This is a genomic window from Paenibacillus sp. J22P51, assembly GCF_059692215.1.
The window spans coordinates 170952-193940 of the sequence record NZ_JCAUAZ010000003.1 but is presented as its reverse complement, the minus strand read 5'-3'; the positions used below and the strand labels follow the sequence as shown (position 1 = coordinate 193940).

The 22989-nt window shown below is 44.8% G+C and carries 23 protein-coding genes and 1 other RNA gene; 6 read left to right on the top strand and 18 right to left on the bottom strand.

What is annotated here, in order from left to right; translation table 11 throughout:
* The first annotated feature begins 24 nt into the window (after window positions 1-24).
* The 3 genes from AC58QC_RS09035 to AC58QC_RS09025 all read left to right on the top strand — a co-directional run bounded on the left by AC58QC_RS09035 (window position 25) and on the right by AC58QC_RS09025 (window position 2723).
* Window positions 25-993, top strand: coding sequence for a hypothetical protein (locus AC58QC_RS09035; RefSeq protein ID WP_497414853.1), 969 nt, complete (start codon window positions 25-27; stop codon window positions 991-993).
* 100 nt (window positions 994-1093) lie between these two features.
* Window positions 1094-2191, top strand: a complete 1098-nt coding sequence (locus AC58QC_RS09030; RefSeq protein ID WP_497414852.1) for a coiled-coil domain-containing protein — start codon at window positions 1094-1096, stop codon at window positions 2189-2191.
* 40 nt (window positions 2192-2231) lie between these two features.
* A complete protein-coding gene (locus tag AC58QC_RS09025) occupies window positions 2232-2723 on the top strand; it encodes a hypothetical protein (RefSeq protein WP_497414851.1) in 492 nt (163 codons plus the stop codon).
* Window positions 2724-2767: 44 nt separating this feature from the next.
* On the opposite strand, the gene AC58QC_RS09020 is transcribed toward AC58QC_RS09025, so the two are convergent.
* On the bottom strand, window positions 2768-4099 hold the full coding sequence (locus tag AC58QC_RS09020) for a PhoH family protein (RefSeq protein ID WP_497414850.1): 1332 nt from the start codon (window positions 4097-4099) through the stop codon (window positions 2768-2770).
* 113 nt (window positions 4100-4212) lie between these two features.
* On the opposite strand from AC58QC_RS09020, the gene AC58QC_RS09015 reads away from it, so the two are divergent.
* Entirely contained in the window at window positions 4213-4761 is a 549-nt protein-coding gene (locus AC58QC_RS09015) for a YhcN/YlaJ family sporulation lipoprotein (protein WP_497414849.1), read from the top strand.
* A 362-nt stretch (window positions 4762-5123) separates the two neighbouring features.
* Here the strand turns inward: AC58QC_RS09015 and AC58QC_RS09010 are convergent, their stop codons facing one another.
* The 5 genes from AC58QC_RS09010 to AC58QC_RS08990 form a co-directional block, all read right to left on the bottom strand.
* Complete coding sequence (locus AC58QC_RS09010) at window positions 5124-5405, bottom strand: hypothetical protein (protein WP_497414848.1); 282 nt, start codon at window positions 5403-5405, stop codon at window positions 5124-5126.
* 1 nt (window position 5406) lies between these two features.
* Window positions 5407-5856, bottom strand: a complete 450-nt coding sequence (locus AC58QC_RS09005) for a hypothetical protein (RefSeq protein WP_497414847.1) — start codon at window positions 5854-5856, stop codon at window positions 5407-5409.
* Between the two features lie 21 nt (window positions 5857-5877).
* Complete coding sequence (locus AC58QC_RS09000) at window positions 5878-6153, bottom strand: YlaH-like family protein (protein ID WP_497415162.1); 276 nt, start codon at window positions 6151-6153, stop codon at window positions 5878-5880.
* 146 nt (window positions 6154-6299) lie between these two features.
* Window positions 6300-8141 carry a translational GTPase TypA gene (gene typA, locus AC58QC_RS08995; protein WP_497414846.1) on the bottom strand — a complete coding sequence of 614 codons (1842 nt, stop codon included), beginning with the start codon at window positions 8139-8141 and terminating at the stop codon, window positions 6300-6302.
* 164 nt (window positions 8142-8305) lie between these two features.
* Window positions 8306-8740 (bottom strand): hypothetical protein, encoded by a 435-nt coding sequence (locus AC58QC_RS08990; RefSeq protein ID WP_497415161.1) that lies wholly within the window; start codon window positions 8738-8740, stop codon window positions 8306-8308.
* A 265-nt stretch (window positions 8741-9005) separates the two neighbouring features.
* On the opposite strand from AC58QC_RS08990, the gene AC58QC_RS08985 reads away from it, so the two are divergent.
* Complete coding sequence (locus tag AC58QC_RS08985; protein WP_497414845.1) at window positions 9006-10211, top strand: MFS transporter; 1206 nt, start codon at window positions 9006-9008, stop codon at window positions 10209-10211.
* Between the two features lie 24 nt (window positions 10212-10235).
* Here the strand turns inward: AC58QC_RS08985 and AC58QC_RS08980 are convergent, their stop codons facing one another.
* From AC58QC_RS08980 to AC58QC_RS08940, 9 genes are all read right to left on the bottom strand, one after another.
* Window positions 10236-10916 (bottom strand): TerC family protein, encoded by a 681-nt coding sequence (locus tag AC58QC_RS08980; protein ID WP_497414844.1) that lies wholly within the window; start codon window positions 10914-10916, stop codon window positions 10236-10238.
* A gap of 71 nt (window positions 10917-10987) precedes the next feature.
* Window positions 10988-12196, bottom strand: a complete 1209-nt coding sequence (thiI, locus tag AC58QC_RS08975; RefSeq protein WP_497414843.1) for a tRNA uracil 4-sulfurtransferase ThiI — start codon at window positions 12194-12196, stop codon at window positions 10988-10990.
* Window positions 12193-13371, bottom strand: a complete 1179-nt coding sequence (locus AC58QC_RS08970) for a cysteine desulfurase family protein (protein WP_497415160.1) — start codon at window positions 13369-13371, stop codon at window positions 12193-12195. The genes thiI and AC58QC_RS08970 overlap by 4 nt, the downstream gene beginning before the upstream one ends.
* A 161-nt stretch (window positions 13372-13532) precedes the next feature.
* Complete coding sequence (locus AC58QC_RS08965) at window positions 13533-14255, bottom strand: lytic transglycosylase domain-containing protein (protein ID WP_497414842.1); 723 nt, start codon at window positions 14253-14255, stop codon at window positions 13533-13535.
* A 120-nt stretch (window positions 14256-14375) separates the two neighbouring features.
* Complete coding sequence (locus tag AC58QC_RS08960; protein WP_497415159.1) at window positions 14376-15668, bottom strand: hemolysin family protein; 1293 nt, start codon at window positions 15666-15668, stop codon at window positions 14376-14378.
* 331 nt (window positions 15669-15999) lie between these two features.
* Window positions 16000-16398, bottom strand: coding sequence for a hypothetical protein (locus AC58QC_RS08955; protein ID WP_497414841.1), 399 nt, complete (start codon window positions 16396-16398; stop codon window positions 16000-16002).
* A 22-nt stretch (window positions 16399-16420) separates the two neighbouring features.
* Entirely contained in the window at window positions 16421-16639 is a 219-nt protein-coding gene (locus AC58QC_RS08950) for a DUF1540 domain-containing protein (protein WP_497263908.1), read from the bottom strand.
* A gap of 48 nt (window positions 16640-16687) precedes the next feature.
* Window positions 16688-17782 carry a glycoside hydrolase family 15 protein gene (locus AC58QC_RS08945; protein ID WP_497414840.1) on the bottom strand — a complete coding sequence of 365 codons (1095 nt, stop codon included), beginning with the start codon at window positions 17780-17782 and terminating at the stop codon, window positions 16688-16690.
* Between the two features lie 77 nt (window positions 17783-17859).
* Window positions 17860-18360, bottom strand: coding sequence for a YpuI family protein (locus AC58QC_RS08940; protein WP_090816021.1), 501 nt, complete (start codon window positions 18358-18360; stop codon window positions 17860-17862).
* 181 nt (window positions 18361-18541) lie between these two features.
* Here AC58QC_RS08940 and AC58QC_RS08935 point away from each other — a divergent pair, with 181 nt between their 5' ends.
* On the top strand, window positions 18542-20461 hold the full coding sequence (locus AC58QC_RS08935; RefSeq protein ID WP_497414839.1) for a S8 family peptidase: 1920 nt from the start codon (window positions 18542-18544) through the stop codon (window positions 20459-20461).
* Window positions 20462-20639: 178 nt separating this feature from the next.
* Here the strand turns inward: AC58QC_RS08935 and rnpB are convergent.
* The 3 genes from rnpB to AC58QC_RS08920 all read right to left on the bottom strand — a co-directional run bounded on the left by rnpB (window position 20640) and on the right by AC58QC_RS08920 (window position 22989).
* An RNA gene (rnpB, locus tag AC58QC_RS08930) (RNase P RNA component class A) lies at window positions 20640-21054 on the bottom strand.
* Between the two features lie 85 nt (window positions 21055-21139).
* Entirely contained in the window at window positions 21140-22249 is a 1110-nt protein-coding gene (locus AC58QC_RS08925) for a Nif3-like dinuclear metal center hexameric protein (RefSeq protein WP_497414838.1), read from the bottom strand.
* Window positions 22225-22989: a tRNA (adenine(22)-N(1))-methyltransferase gene (locus tag AC58QC_RS08920; RefSeq protein WP_497414837.1), complete on the bottom strand. Its 765-nt coding sequence runs from the start codon at window positions 22987-22989 to the stop codon at window positions 22225-22227. The genes AC58QC_RS08925 and AC58QC_RS08920 overlap by 25 nt, the downstream gene beginning before the upstream one ends.

Genomic DNA, 22989 nt, shown 5'->3' with positions numbered 1-22989 from the left:
TTATGGAAGGAGAGACAGCCCAGCATGACAAAGAAGTGGATTACCCTATCAGCGATAACGGCGATTAGCCTAGTCTCGCTGACAGCTTGTACAGACAATACCAAAGTAAAAGAAGCATTTCAACAATCCGTAAACAAACAATCAGAAATGAAGTCGTACACCTTCGATGGTAGCACGACTCTCGCGATCAGTGATGGTTTAATGAAATCAGCTAACCCTCTTACGAATGGGTTGTTATCTTTGATCAGAGAAAGCACGATTACCTGGAAGGGTGTTAGCAATATGGAACCCCTTCAGTTCCAAACAGACTTGCGAATAACGCCTAAGGGATCTACATCCCCCATCGATTTACCAATTCTCATTAAAGATAGCAAATTGTATTTTAATATGCCAGCCTTAAATAAGACCGCAGATGAGTATTACGCGATTGATTTACAAAAAATGAGCGGGACAACTACAAGTCTTTTAACCGCTGACACCTTGAAGAATACCCCTCAAGTTTCTACGGCGCTTAGTAAAGTGATTTTTGAAGGTATCGATGCCAAATGGTTCAAGGAAGCCAAGGATCCGGTTAAGCTGACTGACGGAACAACAGCGAAATCGATTCAGGTTGATCTGACTACTAAAAACGTGAAAGAAATCAATTCACAATTCCAGGCTAAATTGCCAGAGTTCATTGGATCCTTACAAACGAACGGCTTGTTGACAGCTGACAAAGCTGAAGCATTTAAGAAAAACGACCTTTCTTCCCTTACGCTGAAAGCACCTGGTAATATGAAAATTGCCATTGACGACAAAGGCTTTATTAGAGACCAATCACTTGAAATCACGTTCACTGTGACGATGGATGGCAAAGCCTTTGACAATCATATCGTACTGCATCAGAGCTACGATGCTATTAATCAAGGCACCCCTTTGACGAAGGAAGTTCCTGCGAAGGTGAAGAGTTTTGATGACATTCTTAAGCTGTTAACACCAGCGGTAAAAAAATAGGATCAAGTTCAAATACTTACCTTTCCCCAAAGGTAAGTATTTTTTTGTGCTTCATTTAATAGAAATATGATAATCTATTCATAGGGGGAGAATACCATCAATGAATTCTAAAAAACTCACAGCGCTGCTGTTATCCATTGTTTTGTTAACGCAACTCACATTGCCTTACGGAGGCGTTTGGGCCGAAGAAACGAAGACAGCGCAAGACGAAGCCAAAGAGCTGGTCCAAAAAGGGCTTACTATTTTCGAAATCGATAAAGAGGTTGCTCGTTTAAACGAACAGGATGCCAAAATCGGTGAACAAATCAAACAGAATGAACAAGATATTGAGAAGCAAAATGGCAATGTTGAAGCAACTCGCAAGCATGCTGGTAAAGTATTGAGAGCCTATTATACAGGAGATCGCGATTCGATCTGGATGCTGCTATTTGCGGCTAACTCCTTCACTGATGTCTTGCGAATGTTTGAATACTTACAGATGATCATCACCAATGACCATCGATCACTAGCTGCTTTCACCGACTCTTATCAAAAGCTTAAAAACTTACAAATCGAGTTAGCCAATTCTCGGAATGAGCTGCAGAAAACCAAAACTAATTTCCTTGAGCAGCGTGAGCGACTTGTTAAGCTTCAAGAAGAGCTGGACAAACAGCTGGCAATCAGCGCCCAAGCGCAGGTCATTGCAGCCCAAATCAAAAGCTTAAATGATCAATGGAAGCAAGAAGGCTTACCCTTGGCGAGGGAATACTTAGATAATTTATCCATGGCTTTCCGGGAGCTGCCTCAATTCCTTATGTCGGACAGTAAGTATATTAGCATCACATCCACAACACCAGTTGTGAATCTTACGGACACAGATTTCAATACGTATCTTCACTCAAAGAGCGAGCTTCTGAAAACGTTGAATTTTGAATTTAAAGATGGAGCTATGGTCGCCACAGGCAAAAAAGGCGAGTTGCAAATAGCCATTCAAGGGAACTTCGTCCTTCTTACGAACGCAGATAAATTGAATGAAGTCCGCTTTGTTGTTGATAATCTTGAATTTAACAGCTTCAAACTGCCAGATACGACCATCGCAGATTTTACGAAGGAATTTTCATTAGGTTTTGTACCGAAAAAAGTAGTGAGTTACCTCGATGTGATCAGTGTCGAGACGAAAAAAGGCGTCGCAGTTGTGAAACTCAAATTATCTCTGTAAACTAGTAGGGATAATGAATGAAAAGTGAGGACGAACTACGATGGAATTCAAAATTGGTCTAATGATGGATCTGCCCGACGGGAAAATACCTGGCTTCTATGCCCAAATCGTTAAAGCACTCGCCGGCAAAGTCGAGTTATTCGATCGCGATAAAGAAATGCTGATTGTCAGTAATGAAGTGCAGCAACGCGCAGCTCTTGAGATCATGGCACACTTTAACATTGAGACTACGATCATGGATCTTCGTTTGCTGCGCAATGAGGCTGAGTTGACGGATTTGTTCACTGATTACGGATTCACAAGCCGCGCCGAGCATAACTATTTGTATGATAAAATCGTCATCCCATTCCGTTTCACAGCGAGCAGTCCAGCAGTCGAGGTCGATCAAGCGGCCCTCCAGGTCGAAGAGCACCTCATTGCACAATACAAGGACGATGAGAATCATGACGTGTATGTCGTCGATCGGCAGCTCGAGGAGCTCATGCACGGGATTGCCAAAGCGTATCGCTGCAGCATCGAAATATTACACTAAATACAGCAAAAAGCCCACATCGGCTGATGTGGGCTTTTCTCTTTTTAGAGCAAATCTGCTGCCAATTGAGCCAGATGTGAGCGTTCGCCGCGCTCTAATGTGATATGTCCGCTAATGCCTTCCTGTTTAAAGCGCTCTACCACATACGTAAGCCCATTACTAGATGCATCCAGGTATGGATGGTCGATTTGATCCGGATCACCCAGGAGAACGATTTTACTACCCTCTCCAACGCGAGATACAATCGTTTTCACTTCGTGCTTCGATAGGTTTTGTGCTTCATCAATAATAATAAATTGACCAGGAATGGACCGTCCACGGATATACGTTAACGCCTCTACTTGAATACTACCTAGTCCGGCAAGTATTTTTTCAATATCACCTGGTTTTTTGGTATCGAATAAATATTCCAAATTATCATAGATCGGCTGCATCCAGGGACGCAGCTTTTCATCTTTTTCACCAGGCAGGTAACCAATATCCTTGCCCATCGGGACGACCGGACGAGCAATTAGCAGTTTCTTGTACTTACGATCATCCTCAATTTTCATGAGCCCCGCAGCTAACGTAAGCAGCGTTTTACCTGTACCCGCTTTCCCAGTCAGGGTGACGAGCGGGATTTCGTCATTGAGCAGAAGCTCAAGAGCCATTCGCTGCTGCGCATTGCGCGCGGCAATTCCCCAGATGGGATCGTTACTCATATAAAGCGGCTCAAGCTTTTTGGCATCCGGTGTAACTTTGAGCAGTGCGGATTTGGAAGAGCCGAGCTCATCGCGCAAGATCACGAATTCGTGAGGATGCAGCATGTAGCTCAAATTCAGTGACGTAACGGTCAAGAAGCGATAAGAGTAAAACTCATCAATGATGGATGGATGAACGAAAAGCGTGAGATAGCCGGTATACATATCGGTTTGAGCTACGATTCGATCGGTTAAATAATCCTGTGCTGGAATCCCCAATACATCCGCTTTGATTCGGACCAATGTATCTTTACTGACGATTATAACAGGCCTAGCCACATCATTTTCTTGCTCTTCTAGGTGGTAATTTAGAGCAACCGCGAGAATGCGATTGTCATTCGTTAATTCAGCAAAGGTATCTTGCAGCTTCGCAAAGCTGCGGTGGTTAAGCTCCACTTTAATGCTGCCACCATGCCCAAGGGTAATCCCATCGGATAAATTGCCTTTGGCTCTTAAACCGTCTAGCAATCTTGAGACATGTCTGGCATTGCGACCGATTTCATCCGCATTTCGTTTCTTAGAATCGATTTCCTCCAACACCACGGCGGGTATGACCACTTCATTATCTTCAAATGCAAATAAAGCATTAGGATCCTGAAGCAGTACATTGGTATCTAACACGTAAATTTTTTTCATTGGTGTGTCCCCTCCCAGATTTGGCGTTAGATCATTGGTTATATTCATACATACAACCTAACCGTGCAGGACAAACTAAACGCGAGATTCAAGGAAAGAAGGGAACGATTCTGGTGAGACTAATATACGTATGCGGACTGATTCTGATCCTCGCGGTAGGCTGCAGTCAAGCGCCGAAAAGTGGTGCCCCCTCTCAAGATACGAATAATAAACAAGTAAAAGTTCAACAAATCGCTCCGCAAAAGCTTGAAATTAAAGATTCTAAGGCGGTTGCAGCGCATTTGGAAAACCTAGCATTGAGTATCCCTCAAGTTGAGAGCGCACATTGCGTTGTCTTCGGCAATACAGCTGTGGTCGGCATTAACATTAAGAAGGAGCTTGATCGTGCCAGAGTAGGTACCGTGAAGTATTCGGTAGCTGAGGCACTCAAGAAGGATCCTTACGGCGTTAATGCGATCGTGACGGCTGATATGGATCTTGATCAACGCTTACGCAACATTCGGGATAACATACAAGCTGGAAGACCTATCACAGGCTTTGCTGAACAAATGGCTGATATCGTAGGTCGTGTTATGCCACAATTGCCCCGTGATATTCGCAATGACCCTGATATCGATAACGCAGGCCCTGATGGGACGAGCCCACAGGTTCCAGCCCGATAAATCGCTGAAGATGACAAAAAGCCTGACTGCATACGCAGATCTAGGCTTTTTTATCGCATCAAAAACTTGGCCGAGTGAAATAATCGCGTCTCGGCTCTCACAAGCTTTCGCATATTCAGCTTTAATGATCATGTGGGCGCTATCTATCCATTGCATCGGTGCAGCTGTTAGGTGTTCAGCCATATCGTTTGCGCCTCCTACTAGGTGGTTGAAAACGCTCCTTACACTTACAGTATAGCATAGCGGGTGTCAAGCGTTCCACCATTATGTATCTATTTTCAAATCAACTCAGCACTCCTTTTTTGGGGGATATACTTTAGTGTACGTTGATTTGGTAAAGTTATGTCCACAGCGTTAAACCGCTATTGATTGTTGTATATGGGGTTTGAGTTAATATCATCCAGCAGCTTCTCTGCACTCTCACGATCGAAACAATGCTTATGATACTCTCCTTCATGATCATAGCCGATCCAAATTTTCATTGGATCCTCTACTGGTAGAACTTCAAGGTTACTGACTTTGTGATCTTCAACTAAAATAAGTGCGAAAAAGTCCAACGTCTCTTTAGCCGCTTCATCCTCTGGTCGAGCCTGTGATACAATATGCATCTGCAGCCAATTGAAAAAGGCATCACCTAACTTCATTTCAGCGTCCATCCTCTCTTAGTAGAACAATGTCATAACCAGCCGCTAACCATCGCAACCATTGTTTCATCCAAAGGTCTAACTTCCCATCTCTTGCTCCCCTTCGTTCCTCCAACGCTAACGCCAATGCCATTACCATATCCTTTGCGTCCTGACGATTCAGTAAACGGTCCAGAAAGGCTTCTGCGCAATGCGAAAGATGAAAAGGGCTGCCATCGAACACGATATCTCCTTCAACCGTTAAATTTAATTCTACGAGGTCTGATCCACACACATCTTCCTCATCACTCAGCAGCAGACTCGATTTAAACATCGAAAGCAAACGAGGATGCTGATTAGCAGCCAGTTGGCGGAAAGCTTCAAAATCGGCATCAGGCAGGCAGCTCATACGCTCTGCACCAAGCACGAGGGGGGAATAACCAAGGATCGGCGTCAACCAGTATCGGGTCATAAGGCATGGGCTCCTTACTAATTAAGTCGGCCTTTTGCCGCTTCTTTTTTCAATAAAATAGCGAATTCTCACCATAAACATGAGGGAGATCGCAACAGCCAAGCAAAGTACAATAGGCAAGCCTACAATTTGAAATACGAGCAGCATCACGGAACCGATTCCGAGCAGCACATAGATTATCGCTGTTTTGAGCACAGGCAATTTGCGCGTACGAAAAACTTTATTGTACACATAAGACATGAAAACGAAGATTAATAGATACGTGATGAAGAGGTGATTGGCAAACCATTCATTCAAGGCAGTCAACAAACATACACTCCATTTCATTAATAAGTTAAGTCTTAACGGTGAGTCATTCCTCATTATCCCTTAAATCTACAAATAAATAAAGGGAAATGCGGCTGGATAGCCGACATTCCCCTAAATTCGTACATAATTGTGAATTAAGCGTTAGCTTCCGCCATTTTGCGGTTTTTCTCAGCACGCTCGCGCTCGCTCTTGTTCAAAATCTTTTTACGGATACGAACCGATTTCGGTGTAATTTCACAATACTCATCATCGTTCAAATACTCAAGTGCTTGCTCCAAAGAGTACATACGAGGAGTTTTCATTTTAACAGTTTCTTCTTTGTTCGCGGAACGAATGTTGTTTACCGCTTTTTCTTTACAGATGTTAACGATGATATCATTGTCACGTGTATGCTCACCAACAACCATACCTTCGTAAACTTCTGTTTGAGGATGAACGAACAAGATACCGCGATCTTCTACAGAAAGAATTCCGTAAAGCGTGGATACGCCGGATTCACTGGAAACCAGTACGCCTTCGTGACGACCACCAACGCCTGCGCCTTGGTATGGACCATAGCTGTCAAACGCATGGTTCATAATTCCGTAACCGCGAGTTAATGTCAAGAAGTTCGTTCTGTAACCGATCAATCCACGTGCTGGGATCAAGAACTCAAGACGAACGTTACCGCTGCCGTTGTTGATCATGTTAACCATCTCAGCTTTACGTGAACCAAGGCTCTCCATAACGGAACCCATGCTATCTTCTGGAACGTCGATGATCAAACGCTCAATCGGCTCCATTTTTTGTCCGTCGATTTGACGAATGATAACTTCTGGTTTGGAAACTTGTAATTCAAAGCCTTCACGACGCATGTTCTCGATCAAAATACCTAAGTGAAGCTCACCGCGGCCAGATACGATGAATGCATCCGGGCTATCTGTATCTTCTACGCGCAAGCTAACGTCTGTTTCAAGCTCTTTGTATAGACGCTCACGGATTTTACGGGAAGTAACCCATTTACCTTCACGACCAGCGAATGGCGAGTTGTTTACGATAAATGTCATTTGAAGCGTTGGCTCATCGATTTTCAATACTGGCAATGCTTCTGGATTCGCTGGATCAGCAACCGTTTCACCAATGTTGATATCTTTGATACCTGCAATGGCAATGATGTCCCCTGCAGCTGCTTCTTCAATCTCAATACGTTTCAAGCCTGTAAAACCGAAAAGCTTCTCGATTCTAGCTTGCTTTTGTCCGCCTTCACGTGTCATAACCGTAACGGTTTGACCTTGACGGATTTTACCACGGTTCACACGGCCTACACCGATACGACCCAAGTACTCATTGTAATCCATCAATGTAACAAGGAATTGCAGTGGTTGTTCAACATCTTCAGTAGGAGCTGGAATGTGTTGAACGACTGTTTCATAAATTGCTTCCATGTTATCATCTTGTTTCTCTGGATCAAGACTTGAAGTTCCTTGCAATGCGGATGCATATACAACGTGGAAATCAAGCTGCTCGTCAGTCGCACCAAGTTCAATGAACAAGTCAAGAACTTCGTCTACAACTTCTTGTGGACGAGCGTTCGGACGGTCAATTTTGTTAACAACAACTACCGGAGATAGGTTGCTCTCAAGTGCTTTACGTAGTACGAATTTCGTTTGTGGCATTGTACCTTCGAAAGCATCAACAACCAACAATACGCCGTCTACCATCTTCATGATCCGTTCAACTTCTCCGCCGAAGTCAGCATGTCCAGGTGTATCTACAATGTTAATCAAGTAGTCTTTATAGTTAATCGCCGTATTTTTGGCAAGGATGGTAATACCGCGCTCTCTCTCTAGATCATTGGAGTCCATCGCTCTTTCTTGAATAGCCTCGTTATCGCGGAATGTTCCGGATTGTTGAAGCAATTTATCTACGAGTGTTGTTTTACCGTGGTCAACGTGTGCGATAATGGCAATATTGCGAATCTTGTCTCTTGCATGCATGAATGTCAAACCCTCTCTACCCTATAATTTTCGTCTCTGTTCATAAAACAAGCGTCGGACATAAGCGCCGACGCTTGACATTTACCCTTAGTATACGCAGTTTCTCGACATTATGCAAGACAAAAGGCACACTTAACAAAACTTTTAACTGGAAAGAAGCAAGTTCACCACAATCTTCGCTTTCGGAAAATCATGGAAAGTCCAACTACCACAAGGATCAAAGCGATTACATAAATCCCTAATTTGAAGAGTATCGTTAAGCCAAAAAGAGCCGCTGAAATGATTCCCAACACGATGGCTGCGATCCAAATGCCGCGATCACTCCCACGTTCAAACAAATGAAGCTCATATAAACCAATCGCTATACCTAAAATGAAACCCGGCCAAATATAGCTCATTGAACCCCAGCCGAATAAATTGCAAAAGAAAAACATGAGGGCATAAGTGGTCAAAATACCACCAGGAACGAGTACGCCAGCTGGTAATCTGCGGTTGAAATAAAGGAAGTGCAGAAGCAGTCCAGGCACTAGTAAAAGAAGCGGCCAAAAAAAGGAAAGAAGCAGCTGGAAAACCCCTAATTTGCCTAGCAACAATACCACAGCCAAGCCAATAAATAAAATTCCAATGGAGTAGCTATTTCTAGCGATATGAATCCCTCCTAAAATGTGCAAATGTTGAACGGGCGTAACACGTTATAAAATCGACACCCTTCTACAAATATTTTATCTCACATGACAGGAAATTGCTAGGTGTTTATCGCGGTTCTGCTTTGCGTTCAATTCCATTTGTCTGGGTATACTAAGGCACACGCAGAACCCTTTTGCCTTGGCTAAAGGTCGCCTGCTGTTCAAATGGGGAGGTAGCATGGAACAATCAATAAGAAGTAACAAGCAACAACGAAAACCACTATGGACCAAAGCCTTTTTAATTACAGCACTGGCAAATTTACTGCTTTTTTTCAGCTTTCAAATGCTCATTCCAACGATTCCTACTCATCTATCTCAATTAGGCGGAGACAACATGCAAGTCGGACTAGTCATTGGGATATTCACTATTTCCTCACTTTTTACGCGACCATTCGCCGGCAGAGCACTAGACTCGCTAGGTAGAAAACATGTCCTTCTAGTTGGATTAGCGATATGCGCATTTACGATTGCCGGCTATTCGTATATCGCTGCAGTTACTCTTATTTTAGCAGCTCGCTTTGTTCATGGCATTGGCTGGGGGTTGTCAACGACCTCCCTAGGTACGGTGATCGCCGATATTATCCCACCAGAACGCCGCGGAGAGGGGATGGGCTACTACGGATTATCGAACACCTTCGCTATGGCAGTCGGTCCACTCACAGGACTTTGGGTCATGCAAACATTCGGATTTTCGTACGTCCTTTTGATATCAACCATTCTTGCGATATTGTCTTTGTTTAGCTCCCTATTCATTACCTATCCAAAGCCGATTCTACCCACTAAACCAGCACAACAACTTCGATTTGCGGATCGTTTATGGGAACGAACAGCACTACTTCCCTCTGCTCTTCTGCTATGCAGCGCCATCTGTTACGGAGGGATCGTGACCTTTATCACTTTATTCGGCATCGAAGCCGGTATTGCAAATGTCGGCCTATTCTTCCTATGCAACGCCAGCATGGTTCTACTAGTACGGCCCATTACTGGAGTTCTCTTTGATCGCAAAGGTCCCGAGTGGGTGCTCCTTCCTGGTGCGATCTTCACGATTGCAGGGCTTTGGCTGCTGTCCTATGCTCATTCCAATATTAGCTTGGCGATTGCAGCCCTATGTTACGGCGTAGGCTTCGGCTCCATTCAACCTGCCCTTCAGGCATGGACGATAGCCCGTTCTTCTCCTGAGCGGCGCGGTGCGGCCAATGGAACTTTCTTCTCAGCCAATGACCTCGGCATTGGATTAGGCGCAATGGTATTAGGGGCTCTAGCCAACTGGAGCGGCAGCTACGCCATGATGTACCGGTACTCAACCACACTCATCTTCGTATTTCTTCTGATCTATGGATGGTCTTTCTGGGCATTAACTTTGCATAAAAAAATAGCACACTGACCTAAGCGTCAGCGTGCTTATTTCTTATTCATTTCTTGTTTTGAATTGAAACAAACGCACCCATTTGGCAATTCCACCTGTCGCAATGACGATAGCCATGGTCATAACAGGAATCCAAACATGCAAAAATTCATAATCATGCAACAGCCAATCGATCATCTTCTCATCTTTAACAAACATTTCACCAGCCGTGTATCCGAGTATTCCCGCGCCTATATAGACTAGAATCGGATACTTCTGCAATAAATTCATCACCAGTGTGCTTCCCCAAATAATTATCGGAATACTCAGCCCGATACCTAGAATAATGACCGTATTATTTCCATTTCCTTTGGCCGCAATAGCTAAGACATTGTCCAAGCTCATGACGAAATCTGCGACAATGATCGTCCATATCGCTTTGCCAAGTGTGGCAGCTTCCTTAATATTCGAATGTCCGTCTTCATCCGTAAGCAGCTTAATAGCAATCCATAATAGCAAAATCGAGCCGCCTGCTTGAATAAAAGGGATCGTAAGCAGACTGACTGCAACGAGAGTTAAAATCAATCGCAAAGCAATAGCTCCAAAGGCTCCCCACCAGATAGCAAGCTTTCTCTGCTCTAAGGGGAGATTTTTGCTAGCTAATGCAATTACAACCGCATTATCACCGCTGAGCACAATATTAATCAACATAATTTGTAAGAATAAAAAGAGCGCATCAACCATGCTTCACGACCTCCTGGCGAACATGGAGAGCAAGTGATTGGAAAGGTTACGATCACAGCTGCAGCGAGTAGTTAGAATAGATGGGCGTTAGATTCCTTTTTCAATTGTCCATGCACGATTTCAATGGTTTCTGTTTCTAAGACCGCTTTTTCAATGAGCTCATTTAGAAATGCCATACTATCTTCCAGCTTCTCCACCAAGCGTAAGTTAGGATTCGTACTTGGGGATGGCGGAAGAAATAAGGAACAGCAGTCCTCATAGGGTAAAATCGAGATAGGAAATGTTCCTATCGATTCGGCAAGGCCAATAATCTCTTGCTTGTCCATCATCATCAACGGTTGTAAAAGCGGCAACGTGACAACACGCCCAATGGCATGTAGACTTGGCAGGGTTTGACTGGCAACTTGACCCAAGCTCTCGCCTGTTACTAAGGCTCCAAGACCTTCACGCTCTGCAATCCTTTCTGCAATTCGGTACATCGCCCTTCGTATGAGGGTGACGAGCAGATTGTCTTGATAAGCACGGTGAATGGAGGTTTGAATCTCCGTGAAGGACACCATATGAAGCTTTAAGGAGTCTGTGTAGCCAGCCAATTGATGAGCAAGCTCAATGACTTTATCCTTCGCACGTTCACTGGTGTAAGGGTAACTATGGAAATGAATAGCCTCCATCGTCAATCCTTTTCGCATCGCCAACCAGCCTGCAACCGGACTATCAATGCCTCCTGAGAGCATTAGCAGCGCTTTACCGCTCGTTCCTGAGGGGAATCCGCCAGCACCTTCAATAACTTCGACATACAAGAGTACCTGATCCTCGCGAATTTCTACACGCAGCTCAACCTCAGGCTTGCGAACATCTACTTGTAACCCTGGGATCGCTTGAAGTACATAGCCCCCAACCAAATAATTCATCTGCTGAGAGTCATGAGGAAATGATTTATTGACCCTGCGAACAGTAACCTTAAAGGTCGCTGGTTGTGTCGGAAGTGCCTTCATCATCCGCAGCGCCGTTTCTTGAATCGACTCAAGCTCTAGCGGAGCATGATAAGCCGGACTGAAAGATGCAAGTCCAAATACACGCTGCAAAGCGGCAGAAGCCTGTTCATAAGCGGCACCCCCTAGCTCCACATATACGCGTCCAAACTCCGGAATATACCTAACGTCAGGAAAAGAACTTAAAACTTTACGAATTTGTATCATGACACTTCGCTCAAAACGCTTGCGATTTTTACCTTTCAGCATCATTTCGCCAAATCGCAATATTAAACAATCCGGTTTCATCTTCGCTTCCCCCTTTGAATGACAGATGGGTTTCTCATGGGAGCAAGCTCCTTGACCACCTCTTGTAATGAGCTTAGCAACTGCTCGATATCCTGCTCTTGGTGTTCATCAGCAAAGCTCACTCTTAAGCCGCTAACGGCCAGATCTCGATGACAGCCCAAAGCCAGCATGACCTCACTAGGCTCTGACTCCCCAGATGTACAAGCGGATCTTGTTGAGATGTACACCCCCTTCTGTTCCAGGGCATGCACGACGACCTCAGCTTTCATCCCCGCAAAAGCAAAGTGAACGATATGCGGAGCCATTTGCTGCTCCTCCTCAGCGCCAGTAATCACTAGTTCTGGTATTGCAGTGATGCCTGCCAACAATTGCCTTCTAAGCAGATATTTATGAGCCATTTTCACAGCTTGATTGTCCATACTTATGCGCAATGCTTTTGCCATTCCCACGATTAAGGGGACGTTTTCGGTTCCTGATCGGACGCCAAATTCTTGGCCTCCCCCAGCAAGCAAAGGTTTGAGCTGTATGCCTGCTCTTCGATAGAGAAAGCCAACCCCTTTCGGCCCTCGAAATTTATGCGCTGAAGCACTGCAGAGATCGATTCCCCATGACTTGGGCAGTAAAGGCAGCTTAACAATTCCTTGAACGGCGTCCACATGAAAAATAATTTTAGGATACCCAGCGAGATATTTGCCTATTTCTTCAATGGGCTGAATCGTACCAATTTCATTATTTACATACATGACGCTAACCAGGATCGTATCCTCACAAATGGCAGCTTGAAGATCCTCAAGCCTTACGCTACCCGCATGAGTAACAGGTAAATAAGTGACTCGAAAGCCTTCCTGCTCCAATTGAGCGAATACTTCTTTGACGGAAGCATGCTCGATTTGCGTGGTAATGAGATGCTTCCCACGCTGTTGATAGCTGTAGGCTGCGCCTTTAATCGCTAAGTTATTACTTTCAGTACCGCCAGATGTGCAAATGATGTCACTCGGCGATACATCAATTGCAGAAGCAATGACTCCCTTCGCACTTTGCAAAAGCTTCTCAGCTTCTACACCCAATCGATGGATGGAGGATGGATTCCCATAGTGAGATTTCATCACCTCTGCGATTGTTTCAATGACTTCCTCATAAAGCGGCGACGTAGCCGCGTAATCCATATAAAGCATGATCAGTTTCTTCCCTTTCATAACCAATAACTCTTCCCTGACTCTTTGGATACCTTCCACTATTAAAGCCTATTACCATCGAGAACTCAAGTAAGCTGACCACAATGCGAAAAGCCGATCTCCGCATAGCACATGCGAAAATCAGCCCATTGTTTAACGATTTATTGAGCAAAATTCTGACGATGATCGAGCACTTTCGAAACGTAGGCTTGTGTCTCTTTCGGCAAAAATTGAAGCCTATTCGCCAGATCCTGATCTGTCTTAATACCTAAGCGATCGACACGTCCAGGACCAGCATTATAAGCTGCTAGAGCGACACCTTCGTTCCCCTTATATTTCTTTAGCAAGCCGCCTAGGAACTGTGTACCTGCATCAATATTCTGCTTTGGATCAAAAGGGTTCGTTACCCCATAACCGCTGCTCGTCCCGTCCATGAGCTGCATCAACCCTTTGGCACCGGCTGAGGATACGGCCTGATGGTTAAAAGATGATTCTTGTTGGATAACTGCTTTAACCAAAGAAGAGTCCACGCCGTATTTCTGACTAGCTTGCCCAATCAGTCCTTCAAACTGTGCTTCGGAGGTTACGTGAGAGATAGACTGCACAGGCGTATATGATTTATTCAAAGCGCCTAATGCGCTTGGTAGATTGCCTAACGATTGTTGAAGTGTTGACGTGTCCAGAATGTCAGTCCCAGTCCCCATACCTACACCTTGTCCCATTAGCGCATTCAAAAGCTCATTAAAATCACTCGAGTTATCTGAAGTTGATGCTGAGGCGTCATTCGAGAACAGACTTAATTTACTCATCGTCTGAAGCTGCAGCAGCTCCTTTAACACTCTAGGATCAATACTATTAGTATTTGTATTCGTGATACTGCTCATCGCCCAGACCTCGCTTTATCATGTTCAATGTACTTATTGTACACGGTTTGAGCCCTAACGACTATACTTTTATTCCAAAAGAAACAAAAAAGACAGTCGTTAGACTGTCCCTCTTGCCTTTCAAGAAATATTCTGTTGAAGCATTTCATTGTCATTCAATGATCTTCTCACCGTGACACGTGATATCCGTAAATGATCGGTTTCCTCAACGATGAACAAAAATTCATCATTGTAGCTTACTTGTTGATTACGGCTAGGCGGAATTTCGGTCTGGGAATAAATCCAACCTCCGATTGTATCGTAGTCATCCGATTCGATCTCAAGTCCGAAGTACTCGTTTACTTCGTCAATTAATAGCAGTCCATCAATCGAGAATGTATTCTCATCCTTCATTTCAATTGTTGGGCGTTCCTCGTCGAACTCATCTTGGATTTCACCAACAATCTCTTCCATAATGTCTTCCAACGTTACTAAGCCTGAAGTACCGCCGTATTCATCAATCAGCAAAGCCATTTGGCTCTTGCGTTTCTGCATCATTTTCAACAGATCACTGATATGAATGGAATCTGGCACCGTTGTGATTGGACGAATGATTTTCTTAATGCCTTTCAGGTTGGCATCTGGCTTCAGTAAATCCTTGATGTGAACGAAACCAATGATGTTATCCTTATCTGGATCACATACTGGGTATCTCGTTCTCATCTCTTTGATGGCGATAGCTAAATTCTCGGCGTAAGAAAGTCCTGCATATAAGCATTCCATTTCCGTACGTGGAATCATAATTTCTCGTGCTGTCGTCTCTGCGAATCCGAATATATTATCAACAAGCGTGAGCTCTGTATTATCAATTAGTCCGTTTTTGTGACTTTCCTGCATCAGGACTCGAATTTCATCCTGGGTGTGAGACGATTCGTGCTCCGTTGTTGGCTCAATCCCTGCGCGGCGAAGCATCCAATTGGAGATCCCATTAAGTGTCCAAATGAATGGATACATAAGTTTATAGAATAATACCATTGGGCCTGCAGAAAGCAACGTAACCTGCTCTGCTTTACGAATTGCATACGTCTTAGGAAACTGTTCACCTAATGTAATATGAAGAGTAGTCATTAATGAGAAAGCAATAATAAATGTTATCGTGTGAAAAACACTGTCCGGCAATCCTAGTGGAGCGAATAAAGGCTCTAGAATTTTGGCAAACGTCGGTTCACCCACATAACCTAGTCCTAATGAGGTGAGCGTAATCCCTAATTGACAAGCTCCCAAATAAGCATCGAGATTATTCATAATCCCTTGAGCAAACTTCGCATTTCGGCGACCTTCACCGACAAGCGATTCAATTCGACTTCCGCGTACTTTCACCATAGCAAATTCTGCTGCGACAAAAAAACCGTTTAACAACACTAGTCCAAACATTAACAGAAAACTGATTAACGTTTCGGGCAAAGGATCTTCCAATACCTTACCTATCCCCTAACAAGTGCAAAAGCCGCACCCAGGAGAGTAGGTACACCTCCCTTAATTTTCGATTTTAATTTTTTTAAATATCACTACTCATTATATAATAATACTGTAATCATTCAAAGGTGCGAATATGACACTTGAAGCCAAATAGTACGAGCAAATGGGCGTAAACACATTATAATGAGCCTTTCTTGCGTTATTACACATGAATAATGGCTTTCTTACGCTCTTTTTCACGTTTTTTTATAAAAAAATAAAAGCAAGCCGATTGCTCGGCTTGCTTTTAAAAGTAAGGAACCAATAAAAAATAGGCGGCTACGGCAATAAAACCAAGTGCAACGGACCAAGAGCCAATGCTCTTATTTCCCATTACAAAAGCAATAACACCGAGAATAATGCCCGAAATCCCAAGTAATACTGGCCAAACAAATAAAGAGGCCAGTGCAACGAACAGCGCTACATAACCCACTGCTTTATTGCGAGTTACAGCTTCTACTAGCTCAGCGACATCCTCATCTGAAACGTTCGAGGTAGACTCATAGCCTCGATTCATTCTTGACTGAGGTACAGCAATCTCAGCTGCATATTCTTCTTGGGCATGGAGTCCGCTTTCGATTCTAAGCTGACTCTTCTGGAATCGCTCCTTGGTGGCATTGTCTAAAGAACTGTCCTCTTTATTCATGCTACCTCCGCGTTACACATACCTAATGTTTGGTCGCGGCCTTAAACGTGTGGCAACACGTATTAGCCGCTTTGGTTGCAGTATCATGATGAGTGGTATCAAAAGATTCCTCTGAAGCAAATTCTTCATTGTAGCTAGCATTTGCGTGCTGATCAATTTCAATCATAATCGTGTCTGCATGACAGTTGTTACCTTGTGTCCAATATTCACAATTGGAAACTGCGCATTTGACTGCTGGCATCATCATCACCCCCAGTAACAATTTGCCCGCCTCAGGAGTGATCTATCCTTATTGGAGTCTGTCAGATAAGACCAAGAACATGGCATGTGACCAAAGAAGCGGGAGTGCAGGATCCCCGTGTCTCGCTATCCACTCTGCATATACAGCGGGCTCGCGAAGGTCATCATCTACTTGCTCTGGGAACCGTCCGAGCTCATCCGCCTTACTCGCAATCCATGCTAAACAACGCTTCGCCTCATCCCTATTCCCGAGTTCTAGCTGCGTCCAACCATACCATGCAGTCAATAATAACCACTCACCACCGCCATAATAGCGATCTTCAATGTACCGTTGAATCCCTCCATGTTTAAGATCAGCCTCGATCGCTTGCACGGTTTGGAGCATGAGAGGATCACCAGGCTCACATACACCAAATGGTAAGGCCAGCCAAAGTAAGCTTGCATCCACGCCGCTCAGAGCAGGTTGCCAGACTTCATTCACGCAATGTATGGACTTCACGAATCGTCCATCATGAACAGCATTTGTATGTATAAAATGTTGGATCAGTTCAGCTTTCTCTATCAGGTCTGAGCGTGATTCTAGCTCACCTAGCGCCTTAAGTCCCCCATATAAGCAAGCCAATGTAGCTGGATGGACATAATCTGGATATTCTTCCCAACAATCAAAATTCGGATAATGCCAGAACGTCATCACATAGTCTATCGTCATTTCAATACTCTCTCTGAACTCTTCCAAGAGTGATGTGTGACCCGTTATCCGAATATGCTCCACAAGCCCCCATAACCATGCACCGTAGCCATCCAGCTGGAAATGGCCCCATTCCGAATGGTCATCACGACCATCCAAATGATATCGTGTGCCAAGAAACTCTGAACGATCAATCCACTCCCTATTCTCGTGCTTTCGAAGCAGCTCAGTCAGCCGCGGACGCTTGTCTTTCAGAACCCGATGTACCCAGCGGTAAAATTGTTCGCTACTTGCCGTTTCTCCTACTCGATCCATGGCATTTGCAATAAAAGTACCGTCACGTAACCAGCTATAGCTATAAGGCGGGAAAAGAGGAGAAGCCACATAGCCTCCGCTAGGATGTTGATTCAGCTTAATAATTGCCTTACTAGTGCTGACTAATTGTTCTATCTCCATCAATATTCTCCCCTTGTAATAATAAAATGTTATAAGAAAAGGGATGCGCTGGTCGCATCCCTTTTTTTCGATTGATATTAAACTTTTTCGCCTTGCATACGGCGTTGTGTAATGTAGTCTGTTTCATAATAAGCAAGGTCTTCTCTAAGCTCTTCAAATACTTTGGACAATTCGATCGTTAAGTCACGTACTTCACGTGAAGGTTTCTTGCGGAAACGAATCGCATCTTGTCCTGTATAAGCGTAACGGCCGTCCTCGGAATAGCACTCATTCTTAGGATAGAAAAAGGTATTAACACATGTATGATATACCTCATAGAGCACTTTTTCCGAAAAATCAACATTAAAAGTAGGACGTCTCAAGCTAACGCCCAATTTCTCATAAGCCACTTCACAAAAAACTAGAAGATGACGAGTGTCCTGTAGATACCCGCGATAAAATTCATCCATTGCCGGATCATTTTCCACATTTAACAGTGAGAGCGAATGTTGATTAAGAAACAGTTCCATTTTGGCCGTCGTTTCTTTGAGCTTAGTACGCGTGGAATCACAAATATTTTTCACATTAAAAACAGCCATGTAAGAAGACCTCCTATAATTGCGCTACTTCTATCCTACCATAAATGTTCCCGAAGTGGTATATGTAAAACACCACATAACATGCATAAAACGTTCCCGCTCTCCTAACCCTATATCCTAGTTGATTTGTTTTCCATTGACGAGTTGACCTTTTTCAATCGTAGAAAAGGAGTGCTTGCTTATGTGGCGTTATCTTACAACCCTTGCTTTAGCATTAGGATTAGGACTCCTACTCTTCACTAATTCACCAAGCCAACACAATAAGCCTGGCCCCGAGGTCTATAGTGCCAAGTATGAAACTACGTCCAAATTAGCCCTTTTGGAACAAGATGTCAAACTTACGGATGAACTCTGTAGAGATCAATGTGCCCTTGATTACAAAACAATGCTCAATCAAATCGAAGGCGGCGAGCCTGTTACGAAAGTTCTGACTGACATGCGAAATCATCATGAGAAAATGGAAATGCTCGTCTGGTCCAAGCGAGGTCAAACATGGGAGCAAGGTATCAAATCAGGTGATTTGCCCTCCTCGTACAAAGACCAAGCTGCCACCTACTTGAAAGAAGCCAAATCTGCCGTCGATGGGGGCAAGCATTACCAATCACCTAAATTCGGTGCAGGACATCAGGTGTTTTTCATCCAGGGCACCCCTTCAACTCATGGAGAAGATTCACTAATTGGCGTTGTCCATCAAGATGTGCTTGCGCAAGTGACTGATCATCAAATGAAAAATTTGAGACTTGAACCTTATCCAAACGAAAATCGTTGGAAAGTAAAAGCCGTCGAGACCAATACGTTAAAAGAAAAAATCGTGGATCATCCAGAGGATAATCAAGGGACTAGCCATTATCAACAGAATGAAGTCGTCGTGCGCTTCAAAACGGATCCTACAGAATCTCAACTTAATCAGATAAAGGCTGAGATCAAAGCTATTTCAGCACAAAAGCTAGGTTATACCTACGTTTTCCGTACGGAAGGCATGGACGCTAAAGCATTAATAGCTTATTTTAGCAAGTGGAATGTCGCTTACGTTGAACCGCATTTCCTTTATATGACTAATGATTACTATGATCATCAAGATCAAGAGGATTCAAACACATCTAGCACCAATTCAGATACCAACCAAACACCAGTCACATCGAATTTCATGCCAAATGACAATTTATATCAGAAATATCAATGGAACCTGCCGCTTATTGAGACTGTACAAGGCTGGCAGTTGAACCGCGGAGCCAACGATATTATTGTTGCCGTTGTTGATACGGGTGTAGATATGAAACATCCCGATTTAAAAGGACAATTATTGCCTGGCTACAACGTCATTAGCGGGAATGATAATCCTCAAGATGATGTTGGACATGGTACTCATGTAACAGGTGTGATCTCAGCCCTTGTAAACAATAATTTAGGCGTAGCGGGAATGACTTGGTTTAATAAAGTATTGCCTGTTAAAGTTCTAGATCAAACGGGTGCAGGAAGCACGTATTCCGTTGCTCAGGGGATCATTTGGGCTACAGACCACGGGGCAAAAGTCATGAATTTAAGTCTTGGTAATTACGCCGATTCTGGCTTTCTCCATGATGCCATTCAATATGCCTATGATAAGGACGTTGCACTCATCGCGGCAAGCGGGAACGATAATACAGAGCAACCTGGATTTCCTGCCGCTTACCCTGAGGTATTTGCTGTAGCTGCCAGTGATTCGCAAAATGAGAAAGCGCCATTCTCGAATTACGGTGATTATATTGATGTCACTGCACCTGGTGTCACCATCGCAAGTACGTATCCGAATAACCAGTATGCCGCATTATCCGGCACTTCAATGGCAAGCCCGCATGTGACAGCACTTGCCGCATTGATTCGATCTGCTAATCCTAATCTGAAAAATACAGACGTCTACGAGATCATGCGCAAATCTGCTCAGGATCTAGGGGACAAAGGCCATGATAAATACTTTGGCTATGGTTTAATTGATGTTGTCAAAGCCATCGAGCTGGCGAAGCAAGAGACGTCCCCACTATCCTATTGGCCGCAAGATTTGGCGCGTCAATTGCATTTGGTACCGAAGAAATATGCGGGTAGTTTGGGGCTCGAGAAATAGACTGGACGTAGAGAATTGCAAAATGAATCATTCAAAACAAAAACCTTCAATCCCGCGTTTGTTTGGGGTTGAAGGTTTTTATTGATTTTCCTATTAATATGGAACCATGTATACATTCATGTTTTTCAAACAAAAATGAAATACCCGCACAGCCGAAGCCATGCGGGTAACCGACAGTATGGAAAGTTTGCCGTAAGCCGGGTTCTGTACTTCCAGTGGTCATAACGGGCGTCTGCTCCCCTGCCACTATTGAAGCGACAATCATCTATCTAGGCCATGCATTGCTACATGGCTCAAGCGACCAACCCGAACGCGTCTCAGGCGAAGACTGCTGCCTCGAAAGCAACTAGCGTTCCATTAGGTCTTGCTCCAAGTGGGGTTTACCAGGATCTATGTCACCATAGAACCTCGTGGTCTCTTACACCACGGTTCCACCCTTGCCTGTGCTATATTTCAAGCCATCGGCGGTCCATTTCTGTGGCCCTATCCTTCAACTCGCGTTGACTGGACGTTATCCAGCACCCTGCCTTGTGGAGCCCGGACTTTCCTCTCGCTATGGCTTACCCATAGCCAGCGATTGTCTGTCAAACTTCCCTTTGCATAGGCTAGTATACTAGGAATGCCTTAGAATTACAACACATGATCGTTTCCTCGATTACCAGACTTCCACTAAGCATCCTAGACAAATTGGAACGGCTCTGTGTTAATCGCGGATGCGATGACCCGCGTATCCGTCTTCGCGAGCTGCGCGGCAAGGTAATCCGCGACGCCGCGCTTCATGATCTTCTCGACGTTGTGCCCAACGTCGAGAAGAGCTAACCCCGCCGCAAGCGCATCGTGCGCGGTGTGGTAGTCAATGTCGCCGGTGACCAACACATCGGCGCCAGCAAACATGGCGTGCCGCATGTAGCGGCCGCCGGAGCCACCCAGCACGGCCACCTTGCGGATGGGCCGTGCCAGATCGCCGACGACGCGCACCGTCGGCACGTCGAATACTGCCTTCGCGTGCTCCGTGAGCTCGCGAAGCGTCATGACCGCGGGCAGCTTGCCCACGCGTCCCAAACCGAACACTCTACCCTTAAGATCCATCGGGTAGAGGTCATAGGCCACCTCATCGTAGGGGTGGGCCTTCAACATCGCTGTAACCGCTTTGCGCTGTACGCTAGCGGGTACAATCGTCTCTACGCGAACCTCTTGTACGCGTTCTAGCTTGCCCACTTCCCCGATAAACGGAGTCGCACCTTCCTGCGGCAGGAACGTCCCCGTCCCGGGGATATTGAAACTGCAGGAGCTGTACTGCCCTATGCCGCCTGCTCCGGCTTTGAACAGGGCATCCAGCACTACTTGATGATGCGTCTCAGGTACGAAGACTACGAGCTTCTGGAGCTTCTCCGTATGCACATCTTCCAAGTGAGTCATATCCGTTAAGCCAAGCTGCTCCGACAGCAAATCATTAACGCCGCCTTCTGCCACATCCAGGTTCGTATGGGCAATATACACAGCTATATCATTTTTGATTAATTTTTCATATAAACGCCCCGCTGGTGATTCTGTCTGAAGATGAGCCAGCGGTCTGAAAATAATCGCATGATGGGCAATAATTAGGTTCGCACCAGCTTCGATAGCTTCGTTAACAACGGCATCCGTCACATCAAGAGCAACAAGCACTTTAGTAATGTCTTTCTGAAGTGTGCCGAGTTGAAGGCCTATCTTATCATCTGCCATCGCGTAATGCTTAGGGGCCAGCTGTTCGAAAAGCTGGATTACGGTTTGACCTTTTGCAAGCACGCGAGTACCTCCTTTATTTCACGCATTTCTTGGCTAACCTGCTCCGCTTTCGCAATGGATGCTTCAGCTGTTGATAGCTTCAATTGATCAACGATCATCGCCAGCTTTTTCAGTTCGCTTTCCCACTTCACAAACCACACTTCAGGAGCTTCGTTTATCAGATAAGGTCCCATTTGTTGCAGGCGTTCCCTCGAAACAGTAACACCGCCGGGAAGCAGACGCTCCTCATAAAGCGCTTCTAAAGCTCCGCGCTCCTCTGTATCCGTGGTCACCGCCGTTAAGATCTCATAGATCTTGCCATCTTCTTCGAGAATGGCTTCTGATTCCAGTTTCCAACCATTGTCCAGCAACCAACGCCGCACATGATCTTCACCAACATTCGGCTGCAAAATCAAATGCTGAACACCAGGAAGCTTCGACTTTCCAGCCTCTAAAATGCTCGCCATCAAGCTGCCACCCATACCAGCGATTGTAATGACATTGACTTCTCCGGCCTCGATAACGGCAAGCCCATCTCCGGATCTTACTTGAATGATTTTAGATAAACCACTTTCGAGTACCTGTCTTTGCGCTGCCTCAAATGGCCCAGGATTTACTTCTCCTGCCACTGCAGCAACAATGATTCCCTGCTGTGCCAAATACGTTGGTAATAAGGCATGATCGGATCCAATATCTGCGACCTTGGAACCCATAGGTACGCGATCAGCAATCATTTGAAGTCTTTTCGATAATTTAACCAT

What these genes read in the sequence shown, in the direction of transcription:
- AC58QC_RS09035 (WP_497414853.1), top strand. Translation starts at nt 25, where the DNA reads ATGACAAAGAAGTGGATTACCCTATCAGCGATAACGGCGATTAGCCTA.
- AC58QC_RS09030 (WP_497414852.1), top strand. Translation starts at nt 1,094, where the DNA reads ATGAATTCTAAAAAACTCACAGCGCTGCTGTTATCCATTGTTTTGTTA.
- AC58QC_RS09025 (WP_497414851.1), top strand. Translation starts at nt 2,232, where the DNA reads ATGGAATTCAAAATTGGTCTAATGATGGATCTGCCCGACGGGAAAATA.
- AC58QC_RS09020 (WP_497414850.1), bottom strand. Translation starts at nt 4,099, where the DNA reads ATGAAAAAAATTTACGTGTTAGATACCAATGTACTGCTTCAGGATCCT.
- AC58QC_RS09010 (WP_497414848.1), bottom strand. Translation starts at nt 5,405, where the DNA reads ATGAAGTTAGGTGATGCCTTTTTCAATTGGCTGCAGATGCATATTGTA.
- AC58QC_RS09005 (WP_497414847.1), bottom strand. Translation starts at nt 5,856, where the DNA reads ATGACCCGATACTGGTTGACGCCGATCCTTGGTTATTCCCCCCTCGTG.
- typA (WP_497414846.1), bottom strand. Translation starts at nt 8,141, where the DNA reads ATGCATGCAAGAGACAAGATTCGCAATATTGCCATTATCGCACACGTT.
- AC58QC_RS08985 (WP_497414845.1), top strand. Translation starts at nt 9,006, where the DNA reads ATGGAACAATCAATAAGAAGTAACAAGCAACAACGAAAACCACTATGG.
- AC58QC_RS08980 (WP_497414844.1), bottom strand. Translation starts at nt 10,916, where the DNA reads ATGGTTGATGCGCTCTTTTTATTCTTACAAATTATGTTGATTAATATT.
- thiI (WP_497414843.1), bottom strand. Translation starts at nt 12,196, where the DNA reads ATGAAACCGGATTGTTTAATATTGCGATTTGGCGAAATGATGCTGAAA.
- AC58QC_RS08970 (WP_497415160.1), bottom strand. Translation starts at nt 13,371, where the DNA reads ATGCTTTATATGGATTACGCGGCTACGTCGCCGCTTTATGAGGAAGTC.
- AC58QC_RS08965 (WP_497414842.1), bottom strand. Translation starts at nt 14,255, where the DNA reads ATGAGCAGTATCACGAATACAAATACTAATAGTATTGATCCTAGAGTG.
- AC58QC_RS08960 (WP_497415159.1), bottom strand. Translation starts at nt 15,668, where the DNA reads ATGTTTGGACTAGTGTTGTTAAACGGTTTTTTTGTCGCAGCAGAATTT.
- AC58QC_RS08955 (WP_497414841.1), bottom strand. Translation starts at nt 16,398, where the DNA reads ATGAATAAAGAGGACAGTTCTTTAGACAATGCCACCAAGGAGCGATTC.
- AC58QC_RS08950 (WP_497263908.1), bottom strand. Translation starts at nt 16,639, where the DNA reads ATGCCAGCAGTCAAATGCGCAGTTTCCAATTGTGAATATTGGACACAA.
- AC58QC_RS08945 (WP_497414840.1), bottom strand. Translation starts at nt 17,782, where the DNA reads ATGGAGATAGAACAATTAGTCAGCACTAGTAAGGCAATTATTAAGCTG.
- AC58QC_RS08940 (WP_090816021.1), bottom strand. Translation starts at nt 18,360, where the DNA reads ATGGCTGTTTTTAATGTGAAAAATATTTGTGATTCCACGCGTACTAAG.
- AC58QC_RS08935 (WP_497414839.1), top strand. Translation starts at nt 18,542, where the DNA reads ATGTGGCGTTATCTTACAACCCTTGCTTTAGCATTAGGATTAGGACTC.
- AC58QC_RS08920 (WP_497414837.1), bottom strand. Translation starts at nt 22,989, where the DNA reads ATGGTTAAATTATCGAAAAGACTTCAAATGATTGCTGATCGCGTACCT.